The organism is Pseudomonas sp. VMV1 (assembly GCF_056790235.1).
Genome location: NZ_JBXGSE010000001.1, coordinates 452,228 through 466,795 on the forward strand (window position 1 = coordinate 452,228; position 14,568 = coordinate 466,795).

A 14,568-nucleotide genomic window follows, 5' to 3' on the forward strand; every position below is an offset into this window, starting at 1 on the left:
GTCATGGTCGGCCATGACCAGGAGAGAAGGGGAGATCAGGCGGCCTGGCGCAGCAGTGGCGCCACGGCGCGGCCCTGTTCGTCGAACAGGTGGCAGAACTCGACGTCCAGCGCCAGGCGCTGCCGTTCGCCATAGGCCACGGCGCAGTCGCCGGGTACCCGCACGGTCAGTGGCTCTTCGGCCTCGGTGACCATGTGGCAATAGGTGTCGCTGCCCAGTCGCTCGGCCACGTCGGTGATCACCGGCAGCTGGCCGTCGGCGGCCAGCCGCAGGTGTTCCGGACGAATGCCCAGGGTCACCGGACTGCCGACCGCGAGCCCGGCGCCCTGGCGTGGCAGTCGCATGCGCGGTCCCGCGGCCAGCGCCACCTCGACGCCCTGAGCATCGGTGGTCACCACCTGGCCCTTGAGAAAGGCCATCTTCGGCGTGCCGAGAAAGCCGGCGACGAAGAGATTGGCCGGATGGTGATAGAGCTCCAGCGGCGAGCCGACCTGCTCGACCCGCCCGCCATTGAGTACCACCACCTTGGTGGCGAGGGTCATGGCCTCCACCTGGTCGTGGGTCACGTAGATCATGGTGGCCTGCAGCTCCTGATGCAGCCGTGCCAATTCCAGGCGCATCTGCACGCGCAAGGCGGCGTCCAGGTTGGACAGCGGCTCGTCGAACAGGAAGATCTTCGGCTGGCGGACGATGGCGCGGCCGATGGCCACCCGCTGGCGCTGACCGCCGGAGAGCTGGCGCGGCTTGCGCTCCAGCAGAGGCGTCAGTTCGAGGATGCGCGCCGCGTCGCTGACCTTGCGCTCCACTTCCTGCTTGTCGACCTTGGCCAGGTCCAGGGCGAAGGAGAGATTCTTGCGTACGCTCATGTGCGGATAGAGGGCATAGGTCTGGAACACCATCGCCAGGTCGCGCTTGGCCGGCGAGACCTCGGTGATGTCGCGCCCGTCCAGCTCCAGGGTACCGCTGGTGACCTCTTCCAGCCCGGCGATGAGGCGCAGCAGGGTGGACTTGCCGCAACCCGAGGGCCCGACGAAGACCACGAATTCGCGGTCGTTGATGTCCAGGTCCACACCCTTGATGATTTCCAGCGAGTCGAAGCCCTTGCGCAGGCTGCGGATTTTCAGATTGGCCATGACAGGAATCCTCTTGTTATTTGAGCCGTCGCCGCGCGTCGCGAGCGAAGGCGAGACAAGGAGGAAGGTCGCGAGAAAGCGCAGTTTACGCGGGTAAATGAGCATTTCGAGCGAGCTTCCGACGCCGGATCGGCAGGCGCAGTAGCGCAGCGACGGCTCATTTCACGGCGCCGAAGGACAGGCCGCGCACCAGTTGTTTCTGGCTGATCCAGCCGAAGATCAGGATGGGGGCGCAGGCCAGCGTCGAGACGGCGGACAGCTTGGCCCAGAACAGCCCCTGGGGACTGGAGTAGGAGGCGATCAGGGCGGTCAGCGGCGCGGCATTGGACGAGGTCAGGTTGAGCGACCAGAAGGCCTCGTTCCAGCACAGGATCAGCGACAGCAGCATGGTGGAGGCGATGCCGCCCTTGCTGATCGGCAGCAGCACCCGGACGATTTCCTGGTAGGTGGTGGCGCCATCCAGGCGTGCCGCCTCGAGGATGTCCTTGGGTATGTCCTTGAAGTAGGTATAGACCATCCAGACCACGATCGGCAGGTTGATCAGGGTGTAGATGGCGATCAGCAACAGCCGGCTGTCGAGCAGCTCGAACTGCTTGGCCAACAGGTAGATGGGTACCAGTACCCCGACCGCCGGCAGCATCTTGGTAGAGAGCATCCACAGGAGCAGGCGCTGGGTGTTCTTGGTCTCGTGGAAAGCCATGGAATAGGCCGCCGGCAGCGCCAGCAACAGACTCAGCAGGGTGGCGCCAAAGGAGATCACCACCGAATTCAGCGCGAAGTGGAAGTAGTCGCTGCGTGCCTGGATGGTCAGGTAGTTCTCCAGCGTGGGCATGAAGAAGAACTGCGGCGGCGTGGCGAAGGCGTCGATCTCGGTCTTGAAGCTGGTCAGCACCATCCAGAAGATCGGGAAGAACAGCACCAGTGCCACCAGCCAGGCGAGCAGGCCCAGCAGCAGGCTCTGCAGGCGCCGGGATTGCTTGAGCGTCAGCATGTCGGGGTCCTCACTGTTGGGTCAGGTTCTTGCCAAGCATCCGCACCAGGATGATGGCGGCGATGTTGGCGATGAGCACGGCGATCAGGCCGCCGGCGGAAGCCAGGCCAACGTCGAACTGCAGCAGGGCCTGGTTGTAGATCAGGTAGGCCAGGTTGGTGGAGGCGAAGCCCGGGCCGCCGCTAGTGGTGGTGTAGATCTCGGCGAACACCGACAGCAGGAAGATGGTCTCGATCATCACCACCACGGCGATCGGCCGGGCCAGGTGCGGCAGGGTCAGGTGCCAGAAGATGGCGACCGGACCGGCACCGTCGAGGCGGGCCGCTTCCTTCTGTTCCTGGTCCAGCGACTGCATGGCGGTCATCAGGATGAGAATGGCGAAGGGCAGCCACTGCCAGGAGACGATCAGGATGATCGACAGCAGTGGGTGAGTGGCCAGCCAGTCCACCGGGGTGGCCCCGAACAGCTTCCAGATCGCCGCGAGAATGCCGGAGACCGGATGGAAGATCAGGTTCTTCCAGATCAGGGCGCTGACCGTGGGCATGATGAAGAAGGGCGAGATCAGCAGGACCCGGACGATGCCGCGTCCGAAGAACTCGCTGGCCTCCAGCAGCGCCGAGATCAGCACGCCGAAGACCACGCTGATCAGCAGCACGCTGCCCACCAGCAGCAGGGTGTTGGTCATGCCGGGCCAGAAGCCGGCATCGGTGACGAAGTATTCGAAGTTCTCCAGTCCGACGAAGGCGTGCTCGCCCGGATAGAGCAGGTTGTAGCGGATCAGCGAGAACCAGATGGTCATGCCCAGGGGCACCAGCATCCACACCAGCAGCAGGGCCACCGACGGACTGATCAGGAACCAGCCGGGACCGGCACGGCGGCGTTGACGACGGGCTGGAGCGGTGGGGGTATCGACGGCGGGCGTCTTGAGCGTGGAGGTCTGCATGGCGATGCTCCGCAAGGCAGGAGGCCGTGACGAATCCCTGGCGTCTCGCGACGCCAGCGACGGATCAGGCAGGAAAAGCCGCTAGGCCGGGGTCCGCTGAATGCGGACCCCGGTATCCAGCGCTACTTGGGATAACCGGCGCGCTTCATTTCCCGGGCGGTGGACTGCTGGGCCGCCTGCAGGGCCTGCTGCACCGGCATCTGCCCAGTCAGGGCTGCGGCGAACAGCTTGCCGACCGAGGTGCCGATGGCCTGGAACTCGGGAATGGTCACGTACTGGATGCCGACATAGGGCACCGGCTTGGCCGAGGGATGGGCCGGGTCGGCGTGTTGCAGCATGTCCAAGGAGACCTTGGCGAAAGGCGCCGCTGCCAGGTAGGCCTCGCTGTAGGTGGACTTGCGGGTACCCGGTGGCACGTTGGCGATACCGTCCTTGTCCGCGACCAGCTTGCCGTAATCCTTGGAGGTGGCCCAGGTCACGAAGGTCTTGGCCGCGTCCTTGTGCTTGGAGGTGGCCGGGATACCCAGCGACCAGGCGTACAGCCAGGACGAACCCTTGTCGGTGACCTCGCGCGGCGAGGCGGCGAAGCCGACGCTGTCCGCTACCTTGCTCTGGCTCTTGTCCATGGTGAAGGAGCCGGCGACGCTGGCATCGACCCAGATGGCGCACTTGCCGCTGTTGAACAGCGCCAGGTTTTCGTTGAAGCCGTTACTGGACGCCCCGGGCGGGCCGTACTTCTTCATGTTGTCGACATAGTAGTTGGCGGCCGCGGTCCACTCCGGACCGGTGAATTCCGGCTGCCACTTTTCATCGAACCAGCGAGCGCCAAAGGCGTTGGCCATGGTGGTGATCAGGGCCATGTTCTCACCCCAGCCAGCCTTGCCTCTCAGGCAGAGGCCATACTGGTCCTTGTCCGGCTTGTTCAGCTTGCCGGCGAATTCGGCGATCTGGGTCCAGGTCGGCTGCTCGGGCATGGTAAGGCCGGCCTGCTGGAACAGATCCTTGCGGTAGTAGGTGATGGAGCTTTCGGCGTAGAAGGGCAGGGCATAGAGGGTGCCCTTGACCGACAGGCCTTCGCGAACCGACGGGAAGAGGTCTTCCAGGTCGTAGTTGGCGGGCAGATCCTTCATCGGCTCCAACCAGTTCTGGGCGCCCCAGAGACCGGTTTCGTACATGCCGATGGTGAGCACATCGAATTGACCACCCTGGGTGGCGATATCGGTGGTCAGGCGCTGACGCAGGACGTTTTCTTCGAGGACGACCCAGTTGAGCTTGATGTCGGGATGCTGTTCTTCGAAGGTCTTCGACAGCCGCTGCATGCGGATCATGTCGCTGTTGTTGACGGTGGCGATGGTAACCGTCTCGGCGGCTTGAAGAGACAGCGAGAACGCCATGCCGGCAGAGAGGGTGACAGCGGACAATAAAAGCGCTTTTGGTGTTGTTTTCATCTTGCACTCCGCGTTCTGTGCCACTGCAGCAGACGCTGTTCTTGTTGTTGTAACCCACCACGCAGCCCGCTATGACGGCCCTTGCAGCGGAAGCCACGGATGGATTACAGCCCGTTGCCGCCCGGGAAACAAATGCTGGAAGACACCAAAAGCTGTACTTTTTTGCATGTCGATTCGAGGCGGTTCTTTGCTCCGTTCCGGACTTGCGCGGTCTAGCTAGAGGCTTTCCGCTCGCACCTTGGTGATGCCGTCCTCGCGATAGAGCTGCAAGGTTCCCGGGGTAGATTCGATCACCCGCTCGTTTTCGAGGAGAAAGGAGTAGACAGGGGTCGTACTACCTGGCGCGCGCAGATTGCGGTATTCGTAGACCACCAGGTGATCCAGCTGGGCAACCCGTTGCGGCGAGCCGAAGCTTTGCTTGAGCTGGTCCTGGGTGTGACCACCGAACAGCGACGGATCTGGCGGCGGAGAGACGGGCGCAGAACTGCATGCCGTCAGCGCGGCGAACAAGAGAAAGGACAGGCGTTTCATGACGGCTCCGCATGCAGGTCAAAAGGGCAGACGAATGAGTTGCCCGTAGAACCAGACGGACCTGGAAAATAGCTATTCATTCCCTTGCTGGGAATAAAAAGCATACGAAATAGAAACCGTCCGTCGGGCTCAATCGAATGGCCTAGAACACCCAGCGTTGCTCTCGGACCAGCGGCTGGCGTTCGTTCAACCAACGTGCGCTGTCGGCAGGTTGCCGGCTATCTCGCGTCCGCGCCTGGGTACCAGCAGGCAGGGCAGTGGCTGGGACGGACGAGCTTTCGAGAGTGAGATCTGCCAGCTTGAGCGGCGGCATGGCGGGGAGGGAGGCAGCCCCAGCATTGAGGGCGGCAAAGGTAGCGATGAAGCTGGCCAGAATACGACGTCCCATTCCTTGGGTCTCCTGGTAGATCCGAAGCGCGAATCTACCATTCCAACGCCGATTTGGTTCCCCATTAGTTAGACGTTAATGCGCAAATGTGATCACGTTCGCCATCGGAGTCGCCAGTGGTTCACGTCACTGGCGGCGCGCTGGAGATCGCTTCAGGTCACGGGTACCGCTTCACTGTGTTTGGCGGCCAGGTAGCTGAATAGCGGCGGACAATCCGACACCAGACTGACCAGCGTCTGGCTAGCCGACGTTTCCTGACGCAGCAGGACCTTTTCACCCCGGGCGTTGAGATAGAGGGTGTATTCGGGCGTACTGGATTGAGCCATGAAACCTTCGCCCATCAGCGCACTACCCAGCGCCATGCGCTGGGGCATGTCGCAGATGCCTTGCCACTGGAACGCCCGGATACCGAGGTTTTCCAGGGTCTCGGCGATCGTGCAGTGGATGACCAGAGGCGGGTGATCGAACAGCGGGAATTCGGTCGACAACAGTTCCAGATGTCGCTCCAGACCTTCGAAATGTTGCCTGGGGATCAGTCGCCGCAACTGTTGCAGCTGACCATTGCCGTGGAATGGCGAAGTGTGTGCGGTCATGGCGTCCTCCCGGTACATCGAGCGCTTGAATGTTCTGACGGCGGCCAGCGGATTTGGTGCGGTCCGCTTGCACATTTCACCGTATCGACTGCCATTACCCGACAGCCTGCAACAGCGAGATGACATGCCAATGACCATGGCTACTAGTCCTACCTTTGGCACTGTCCGCTGGCCTGCTGATATTGAGGCGGCGTCATCGCGCCTGGAACCGGTCATCCTGGCGCGAGACGGTGTGCGGAAGGCTCGATAGTATTCTTTTCCGCTGCCCGAGCTGGCACCCTGACGCCCTTACCTTGCCACAGGAAAATCCCATGACCAGCATCGATCCCGCCATCGCCGAACGCTACCGCGCCGTTCAGGACATCGCCCGGGAAGCGGCCCAGGTCGGGCTCGAGTTCTATCGCCAGCGTGGTGCGCTGCAGGTGGATCACAAGGGCGATGACCTGCAGGATGTGGTCAGCATTGCCGACAAAACGCTGGAGGACCTCATCCGCCAGCGGCTGAGCGAGCGTTTCCCGGAGGATGGCCTGCTGGGTGAAGAGGGCGGCGCCACCGATCTGGCCGCGGCCTACCTCTGGGTCATCGACCCCATCGACGGCACCGCACCCTTTCTCAATGGGCTGCACAACTGGTGTGTGTCCATCGGCCTGATGCACCAGGGTGAACCACTGCTCGGTGCCATCATGGACCCGAACCACGACGAACTCTTCCATGGCCTGCGCGGCCATGGTGCCTTCGTCAACGGCCAGCCGTTGCGCGTCCACTCGGCTACGGCGGTGCGTCAGGGGCTGACCGGCCTGGGTACGACGCACAGACGCGGCAAGGAGCATTTCCTGCCCTTCGTGACCGGGTTGCTGGCCGAAGGCGGGCAGTTCTTTCGCAATGGGTCCGGCGCGCTGATGACCGCCTATGTCGCGGCCGGTCGCCTGATTGGCTACTACGAAACCCTGATCCATGGCTGGGACTGCCTGGCGGGCCTGGTACTGATCCAGGAAGCCGGCGGCCGTCACAACGCCTTTCTGCGCAACGACGGTCTGGTCAATGGCAACCCGCTGCTGGTGGCCGCGCCCGGCGTCTATGACCAGCTCGCCGCGCTGGTGGGCCCGTCGCTGGATGGCTGAGCGAGGCCGTGTGTTTCCCATTCGCGCGCAGCCATGCCGCGGTTCGCCCGGTGTCAGCGGTCTCCCTTGCGATAGAGGCTCGGCTTCCAGTAGTCCTTGAGCAGCAGATGCAGGGGGCCGCGCCAGCCGCGCTTGCGTAATTGCCAGGCGATCAGCACGTTCATGATGCCATGCCCCAGCAGCAGTACCGAGCCGTGGCGTTCGGCCAGGTCGATCAGGCGGTCGGCCGCCTGGGCGGCCCGTACTGACGAGCGGCGGATGGATTCGGTGTGGGCGGCGAAGCCCAGGAACCAGGCCGACCTGAACAGCAGGCGCCAGGCCTTGACCGGCAGCCGCGGCGTATCCACTTCCAGATACGGCAGATGAGCTTCGGCGTAGACGTCGTCCACCGGACTCCCGGTTCGTCCCATCAGGTATTCAAGGGAGCGTATGCAGCGGCTCGAAGGGCTGCTGACCACGTAGCCCGCCGCTTGCGCCAGCCGCCGCGTCTCCTCGGGTTCCTGGCCCGCGGGTACCGGCGCCTTTTGGTAGCGCGCCACCCAGTCCTTCATTTCTCGCGGTGTGCAGTGGGCTTTGCTGGAAAGATCGGGTTTGCCGTGACGGACCAGAATGATGTGCATGAAGGATGACCTGGAAACGATGGTCACTAGACCGCTGCCGTGGTCGTTCGTCCCGCTACACCTTGAGCGATGAGTGATAGCCAAGTGCCACTTGCCCTGCTTGCGGTGCCGCCTGGCTTGTTTATCTGGTAGAAGGTGATTGAGTTCACGACTCTAGATTGAACTCCACTGCGTGCCTGGCGATTTGAACTGGCTCGCCAGCCTCTGATCGTGCGCAGCTACCACACTAGGTCTCTCATCCACGGACCGGGAAATGATGAAAAAAATAATATTCGCCCTGGGCCTGCTTGGCTTGCAGCTGCTGGGATCTCCTTGGGCCGCTGCCGATGACAGCCATGTGGCCCTGATCAAGAGTGTCGCGGGCAGCGTCAAGGTACTGCGCCAGGCGACCATTCTGGAGGCCCAGGCCGGTACCACGTTGCAGGTGGCCGATCGGCTGCAGACGGGTCCGGAGTCCACCGCAGCCATCGTCTTTCTCGACGGTACCCTGCTGACCCTGGGCAGCGGTGCGGACGTGCAGTTGCGTGACTATCTGTTCGAACCCAAGAGCAGCCGCTACGGCTTTTCGGTCTATTTGAACAAGGGCTCGGCGATCTACTCTTCCGGCAAGATCGGCAAGGTCTCGCCTGGCTCGGTGAAGATCGAAACGCCGTCCGCCACCATCGGCGTGCGGGGCACCCGTTTTCTGGTGCAGGCGCAATGAGGGGCGGCCGCGCTTGCCTGACCTCCGGTCGCGCGCTGTCGAGCCTGCTGCTGTGCGCCCTGTTGTTCCTGGCTGGCTGCGCCAGTCCACCCCAGACCCGTGTGGTACTGATGCCCGATGAGGACGGCCATGTCGGCGCCGTTTCGGTCACCAGTTCTGCCGGCCGGCAGGCCATCGACCAGGGCTTTGCCGAGGTCACCGTGGCCCGGCCCGGTCAAGCGCCTACCGCTTCCCAGCTAGTGGATCAGCCGACCTTCACGCAGCAGAATCAGCAGATCCTGGCGGCCCAGCCTTCGCCACCCAAGACCTTCGTGCTCAACTTCCTTTCCGACAGCATGGAGCTCACTCCCCAATCCAAGGCGCTCCTGCCTCAGGTGCTGGAGACTGCGCGCGAACGGCTGCCGACCGAAATCTCGGTATTCGGCCATGCGGATGGTTCGGGTGCACCGTCCTACAACCTCGATCTCTCGGCCCAGCGTGCGCGTAAAGTCGCCGGTCTGCTGCAACGGCTCGATCCCAAGCTGCGCGTCAATGTCGAGTTCTTTGGCGACACGGTTCCCCTGGTACCGGCGCGCGCCGGCAAATCCGAACCGCGCAACCGACGCGCCGAAATCCTGATTCTCTAGAGTCTGGCGCATGAAAGCTGTCACTACCGCGCTGCGGCGTCGAGCGCCCTGGATGTTCCTGGTCAGCCTGGGACTATCGCTGGCCTTCGGTCTGGGCGCCTTGCTGCAACTGGCGCCGCTGCAGTACCTCGATCGTATCCTCTACGATCAGCTCAGCCGGTTTTCGGCCGACGATGAAGACGCCAAGGCCGTCCAGGTAGTCAGCATCGATGAGGCCAGCCTTGCCGCGCTGGGGCAGTGGCCCTGGCCACGCTACCGGGTAGCGGAGTTGCTCTCCCGCATCGCCGAGGCGCAGCCGGCGGCCATCGCCGTCGATGTGCTGTTCAGCGAGCCGGATCGGACATCGCTCAAGGCGCTGCAGCGGAGCTTCGAGAACGACTTCGGCGTGGAACTGAATTTCTCCGGGGTTCCGCCGGAGTTGCAGGACAACGACGGCTATCTCGGCTATGTCATGGGCCAGACGGGCGCCGTCGGTGCGCGCTTCTTCTTTCTCGGCCTGCCAACGCCTCAGCTGAGCGGCTTGCGGCCGGGCGTTGGCTTCACGGGCGCGCTGGACGCGCTCAGGCTGCCCGAGGCGAGTGGGGCCCTGAGCAGCGTCGCTCCCATCGCCGACCAGACGCGCTTCAGCGGCTTCATCAATAGCCAGCGGGACAGCGACGGTATCCTGCGGCGGGTGCCCCTGTTGCTGAGTCATCAGGGCATCGTGCATCCCAGTCTGGCGCTCGCAGCCAGCATGCGCGCCCTGGGGCTTACCCAGGGGGTGATCGAAGACGGACTCGCCGGCCCGACGCTGCGCCTGGGCGATCACCGGCTGCCGCTCGACCGCGAGGGTCGGGCGCTGTTGCGTCTACATGCCGGTGCCCAGCACTATCCGGAGGTCTCGGCACTGGCCGTGCTGCAAGGGGCGGTGGCGCCCGCCATGCTCAAGGGCAAGGTGGTGTTCGTCGGCGTCACGGCTGCGGGTTTCAATGACCTGCATACCACGGCGTTGGGCAAGATCTTTTCCGGCGTAAGGCTGCAGGCGGCCCTGGCCCAGGATCTGCTGGACGAGGCCCTGGTGCGGGTTCCGCAATTCGCCGGTGTGCTGCAGTTGCTGTTGTGTCTGGCGAGCGGCCTGCTGTTGTCCGTAGGCTTTTTCTTCAACCGCAGTCAGCGCCTGTTCCTCCTGCTGGCGGTGGCCTTGATCGCGGTTCCGCAACTGCTCAGCGCCTGGTTGTTCGTGCGTCTCAGCATCTTCGTGCCCTTGGCGGCGCCCTTGCTGCTGGTGCTGGTGCTGTCGGGCCTGGCGCTGGTGACCCGCAGCATCCTGGCACGGCGTCATGAGGAGCGTTGGCGGCGGCAACTGGAACGTTCGCGTCAGATCACCATCGAGTCCATGGCGGCGGTGGCCGAGACCCGGGATCCTGAAACCGGGGCCCATATCAAGCGTACCCAGCACTATGTCCGCGCCATCGCCGAGCACATGCGGCGCACCGGTCAGGCACCAGAGCTGCTCACACCGGATTACATCCAGCTGCTGTTCCTGTCCGCACCCCTGCACGACATCGGCAAGGTCGGCGTGCCGGACGCCATCCTGCTCAAGCCTGGTCGCTTGACGCCGGAAGAAATGCAGGTGATGCAGCGGCATGCCGAATTCGGGCGCCAGATCATCCTCAACACCGCGAGCCACCTGGAGGAGGACAACTTCCTCGCCTTGGCCGCCGAGATCGCCAGCACCCATCATGAGAAATGGGATGGCAGCGGCTATCCCAATGGACTGGCCGGCACCACCATCCCCTTGGCGGGGCGGATCATGGCGGTAGCGGATATCTACGACGCCCTGATCAGCCGCCGCTGCTACAAGGAGCCCTTCAGCCATGAGGAGTCGCTGCGGATGATGCGTGAGATGCGTGGCACCACCTTCGATCCCGAAGTGCTGGATGCCTTTCTGGCCATCGAACCGCAGATCCTGGCCATCGCCCAGCGCTTTCACGACGAAGGCGCCGGAGGTTCAAAGCGCCTGGTCTGGGGATAGGGCGCGACAAGGAGGCATGGCCCATGTCAGTCCGGAACGGATGGTGGGATCCAACTGCACCTTGATAGCCCCGCCCGCCCTGTCGCGTCCTCCAATCTGGAGCAATGCGATCCTTCCAGATACCGAGCTCTGCTGACATTGGGCACCTGTTACACCTGACGAAACATTCTCTTGAAATTACTTATCGGCAGGCGATGGAAGGCCAAGGGCTCGAAAGGGCTGTGCTTGAGCGGTTGCTCCATGAAAGGCATGGATTTGCGTTCGCTTATGATATTAATTTGCATTTACAGATGCTTCCAGGTTGCATAGCCTGCGTCCCGCCGCGCAAGACGGCACTGGATACCGGTCCCTGGAAAGCCTCCAGCGAGTCCTTACGTGGGGTACGGACGGGTCGGTGTTTCTCTAGAGGACGACCAACGACATGCAGCTCTTCTCCCTCCGCCTTCTCGCGCTTTCCGTGTCCCTGGGCGTAGCGACCCTCGCCCAGGCCGCCCCTGTGGCGCTGTCCCAGCCGGCGCAGCCGCTGGCCGATGCTTTGCAGAGCTTCGCGCGCGCCAGTGGTCTTCAGGTGAACTACGATGCCACGGCCCTGGTAGGCAAGCGCGCGCCGGCGCTGTCGGGACGGATAGAGCCGGATGTCGCCCTGCAGCGCCTGCTGGCGGGTAGCGGCCTGGCCGCTTCGGTCACCGGCAAGGTCGCGACCGTCGCCCCGGTGGCCACCCAGGCGGCGGCCGGCAGCGTGGCGCTGGAGGCCACCACCATCAGCGCGGACGATGGCTCCCTGACGGGCCGGACGACCACCGAAGGGACACGCTCCTACACCACCGGCGCCATGAGCACCTCCACCGGCCTGCCCCTGTCGATCCGGGAGACGCCCCAGTCGGTGAGCGTCATCACCCGGCAGCGCATGGAAGACCAGGGCATGACCGATCTCAATGATGTGGTCAGATACGCCCCGGGCGTAACGCTGCGCAAGTTCGGCGGCGACCGCCAGGAATTCCTCTCCCGCGGCTTCCGCATCGACAACGTCATGTACGACGGCCTGCCCACCACGGCCGGGACCTTCACCCTCGACAGTCTGTCCTCGGCCGATCTGTCCATCTACGACCGTGTCGAGGTGGTCCGCGGCGCCACCGGCCTGATGACCGGCGCCGGCGATCCTTCGGCCACCCTGAACCTGGTGCGCAAGCGCCCGACCGCCTTCCCCCAGGTCAGCGTCACCACCAGCGCCGGCAGCTGGGACCGTTACCGTACCGAGGTCGACGCCTCCAACAAGCTCAACGAAGCCGGCACCCTGCGCGGTCGCGCCGTGGCTGCCTACGAGGACGGCCACAGCTTCCAGGACGTGCGCGAGCGCAAGCGCCAGACCTTCTATGGCGTCCTCGAAGCGGATCTCAGCGACTCCACTACCTGGACCATCGGCGCGTCCAAGCAGCGTGAGGACAAGACCTCCGACTGGGGCAGCCTGCCCAGCGGCCCCAATGGCGAGGACCTGCACCTGTCGCGCTCTACTTTCCTGAGCGGTGATTGGGCCTACTGGGATCAGGACAACTACACCCTGTTCTCCGACATCACCCACACCTTCGACAACGGCTGGAAGGCCAAGCTGGCGGCGCAGCAGGTCTGGGCGAATTCCGATACCTACTCCAACTACCTGACGTCCACGGCCGCGGACTTTAGCTACAGTTCGGTGAGTGACTTTGGTACCGCTTCGGGCGCCTATCGCACCGATTCCGATCAGCTCAACCTTGATGCTTCGGTGAGCGGGCCCTTCCAGTTTCTGGGTCGCGAGCACGAACTGATGGCCGGGATCAGTCGGCGGCAGGATAAGTTCTATCAGCGTGGCGGCTATTCCGGTGCTACTCCGGTGGACATCTACAACTTCCGCCCCAGCAGCATCCCCAAGCCGGCCAAGGACAGCCTGACACCCTATGCCAGCAAGAACACCACCACCGAAGAGGCGGTGTATGCGGCAGCGCGCTTCAATCCGGTGGACCCGCTGCACGTCATCGTCGGGGGACGAGTCAGCTGGTATGACTTCGACAACCTTTACAGCGACAACGACTACAAGGCCACCCGCGAAGTCACGCCCTATGCCGGCATCATCTACGACCTAAACGACACCTATTCGGTCTATGCCAGCTATACCGAGATCTTCAAGCCACAAAGCGAGCAGAACTCCGGGGGTTCGGTTCTGGAGCCCATGACTGGCAAAAGCTACGAGATCGGTCTCAAGGGTGCTTATTTCGATGGCGCGCTGAATGCCTCCATGGCGCTGTTCGACACCATCCAGGAGAATCGTGCCTACCTGCCAGCCAATCAGGCCACCTTCTGCCCTGGCTACCCCGCGCAGAGCTGTTACAGCGCTGCGGGCGAGGTCCGCAGTCGCGGTATCGACGCGGAAATCTCCGGCCAACTGACGCCAAACTGGCAGGCGTCTGCAGCCTATACCCTGGTACTTAGCCAATACACCAAGGATGTCACCTACGAGGATCGCCGCTTCGCGCCCGAGCAGCCCAAGCACCTGTTCAAGGCCGTCACCAGCTACCAACTCACGGGTAGCCTGAGCAACTGGCGTATCGGTGCCGATCTGCAGGCTCAGAGCGAGACCTTCGAGCGCGTTGGCACCGGCGAGGCCAAGCAGGATAGCTATGCCCTGGTGGGTCTGATGGCCGGCTACCGCTTCAACGAGCACTGGGATGGCCGGGTCAACTTCAACAACATCTTCGACGAGAAATACTGGCAGGGCATCCCGACGGGTACCGGAAGTGGCACCTATGGCGATCCCCGTAACGTCATGCTCAGCCTGAAGTGGACCCTCTGATCCCGCGACTCCGTTAGCAGGCTCACGCTTCGCCCTTGTCCAGTCCCCCGGACCTGGGCGAAGCTACGGACGTCTGCGAAGGAGTGCCGCCCATGTCCAGCTCTACCGTACACCTGGAACGCTATGCCGATCGTCACGCCGAGGGCCTGGCCGCCCTCTATGGCGATCCGGCCGTGGCGCGGCAGGTGCTGCAATTGCCCTATCAGAGCGCCGAGCAGTGGCGGCAGCGTCAGACTGCCGAGCGCGAGGGACGGGTCGCGCTGGTCGCCCTGCAGCAGGGGCGGGTGGTGGGCAGTGCTAGTCTCGAACAGCAGCAGCGCATTCGCCGCCAGCACTGTGGTGCCCTCGGCATGGGGGTGGCCCGGGATTGCCAGGGGCAGGGCATAGGCACTCAACTGCTGACGGCCCTGCTCGATCTCGCCGACAACTGGATGAATCTGCAGCGCGTGGAGTTGACCGTTTTCAGCGACAACGCGCCTGCGCTGGCGTTGTATCGCAAGCTGGGTTTCGAAGAGGAAGGTCTCTTGCGCCGCTATGCGCTACGCGATGGGGTATTCGTCGACGTCTGCAGCATGGCGCGTTTCAAACCTGGCACCTAAGGGTGTATGAGGAAAACTTGAGTTCGCCACAAGA

General features: G+C 63.5%; 14 protein-coding genes. 6 read left to right on the forward strand and 8 right to left on the reverse strand.

Features of this window, described 5'->3' with window-relative positions; all coding sequences use genetic code 11:
• Positions 1-35: 35 nt before the first annotated feature.
• From ACUCV0_RS02025 to ACUCV0_RS02055, 7 genes are all read right to left on the reverse strand, one after another.
• Positions 36-1,133 carry an ABC transporter ATP-binding protein gene (locus ACUCV0_RS02025; protein WP_482211879.1) on the reverse strand — a complete coding sequence of 366 codons (1,098 nt, stop codon included), beginning with the start codon at positions 1,131-1,133 and terminating at the stop codon, positions 36-38.
• Positions 1,134-1,290: 157 nt separating this feature from the next.
• Positions 1,291-2,124 (reverse strand): carbohydrate ABC transporter permease, encoded by an 834-nt coding sequence (locus ACUCV0_RS02030; RefSeq protein ID WP_059314172.1) that lies wholly within the window; start codon positions 2,122-2,124, stop codon positions 1,291-1,293.
• A 10-nt stretch (positions 2,125-2,134) separates the two neighbouring features.
• Positions 2,135-3,067, reverse strand: a complete 933-nt coding sequence (locus ACUCV0_RS02035) for a carbohydrate ABC transporter permease (RefSeq protein ID WP_271654311.1) — start codon at positions 3,065-3,067, stop codon at positions 2,135-2,137.
• Between the two features lie 122 nt (positions 3,068-3,189).
• Positions 3,190-4,461, reverse strand: a complete 1,272-nt coding sequence (locus ACUCV0_RS02040; protein WP_423815078.1) for an ABC transporter substrate-binding protein — start codon at positions 4,459-4,461, stop codon at positions 3,190-3,192.
• Positions 4,462-4,731: 270 nt separating this feature from the next.
• A complete protein-coding gene (locus tag ACUCV0_RS02045) occupies positions 4,732-5,046 on the reverse strand; it encodes a hypothetical protein (protein ID WP_059314175.1) in 315 nt (104 codons plus the stop codon).
• Positions 5,047-5,188: 142 nt separating this feature from the next.
• On the reverse strand, positions 5,189-5,434 hold the full coding sequence (locus ACUCV0_RS02050) for a hypothetical protein (protein ID WP_059314176.1): 246 nt from the start codon (positions 5,432-5,434) through the stop codon (positions 5,189-5,191).
• 152 nt (positions 5,435-5,586) lie between these two features.
• A complete protein-coding gene (locus ACUCV0_RS02055; RefSeq protein ID WP_482211880.1) occupies positions 5,587-6,027 on the reverse strand; it encodes a hypothetical protein in 441 nt (146 codons plus the stop codon).
• Between the two features lie 311 nt (positions 6,028-6,338).
• Between ACUCV0_RS02055 and ACUCV0_RS02060 the strand changes: the two genes are divergently transcribed.
• On the forward strand, positions 6,339-7,148 hold the full coding sequence (locus tag ACUCV0_RS02060; RefSeq protein ID WP_454252691.1) for an inositol monophosphatase family protein: 810 nt from the start codon (positions 6,339-6,341) through the stop codon (positions 7,146-7,148).
• Between the two features lie 53 nt (positions 7,149-7,201).
• On the opposite strand, the gene ACUCV0_RS02065 is transcribed toward ACUCV0_RS02060, so the two are convergent.
• On the reverse strand, positions 7,202-7,768 hold the full coding sequence (locus ACUCV0_RS02065) for a histidine phosphatase family protein (RefSeq protein WP_482211881.1): 567 nt from the start codon (positions 7,766-7,768) through the stop codon (positions 7,202-7,204).
• A 256-nt stretch (positions 7,769-8,024) separates the two neighbouring features.
• On the opposite strand from ACUCV0_RS02065, the gene ACUCV0_RS02070 reads away from it, so the two are divergent.
• The 5 genes from ACUCV0_RS02070 to ACUCV0_RS02090 all read left to right on the forward strand — a co-directional run bounded on the left by ACUCV0_RS02070 (position 8,025) and on the right by ACUCV0_RS02090 (position 14,534).
• On the forward strand, positions 8,025-8,471 hold the full coding sequence (locus ACUCV0_RS02070; RefSeq protein ID WP_059316842.1) for a FecR family protein: 447 nt from the start codon (positions 8,025-8,027) through the stop codon (positions 8,469-8,471).
• A complete protein-coding gene (locus ACUCV0_RS02075; RefSeq protein ID WP_482211882.1) occupies positions 8,468-9,097 on the forward strand; it encodes an OmpA family protein in 630 nt (209 codons plus the stop codon). Before ACUCV0_RS02070 ends, ACUCV0_RS02075 begins: the two co-directional genes overlap by 4 nt.
• Positions 9,098-9,107: 10 nt before the next feature.
• The gene (locus ACUCV0_RS02080) at positions 9,108-11,111 is read left to right on the forward strand and encodes a CHASE2 domain-containing protein (protein WP_482211883.1); all 2,004 of its coding nucleotides are present in this window, start codon (positions 9,108-9,110) and stop codon (positions 11,109-11,111) included.
• A gap of 421 nt (positions 11,112-11,532) precedes the next feature.
• Complete coding sequence (locus ACUCV0_RS02085; RefSeq protein WP_482211884.1) at positions 11,533-13,935, forward strand: TonB-dependent siderophore receptor; 2,403 nt, start codon at positions 11,533-11,535, stop codon at positions 13,933-13,935.
• 92 nt (positions 13,936-14,027) lie between these two features.
• A complete protein-coding gene (locus ACUCV0_RS02090) occupies positions 14,028-14,534 on the forward strand; it encodes a GNAT family N-acetyltransferase (protein ID WP_059314183.1) in 507 nt (168 codons plus the stop codon).
• Positions 14,535-14,568 lie beyond the last annotated feature (34 nt).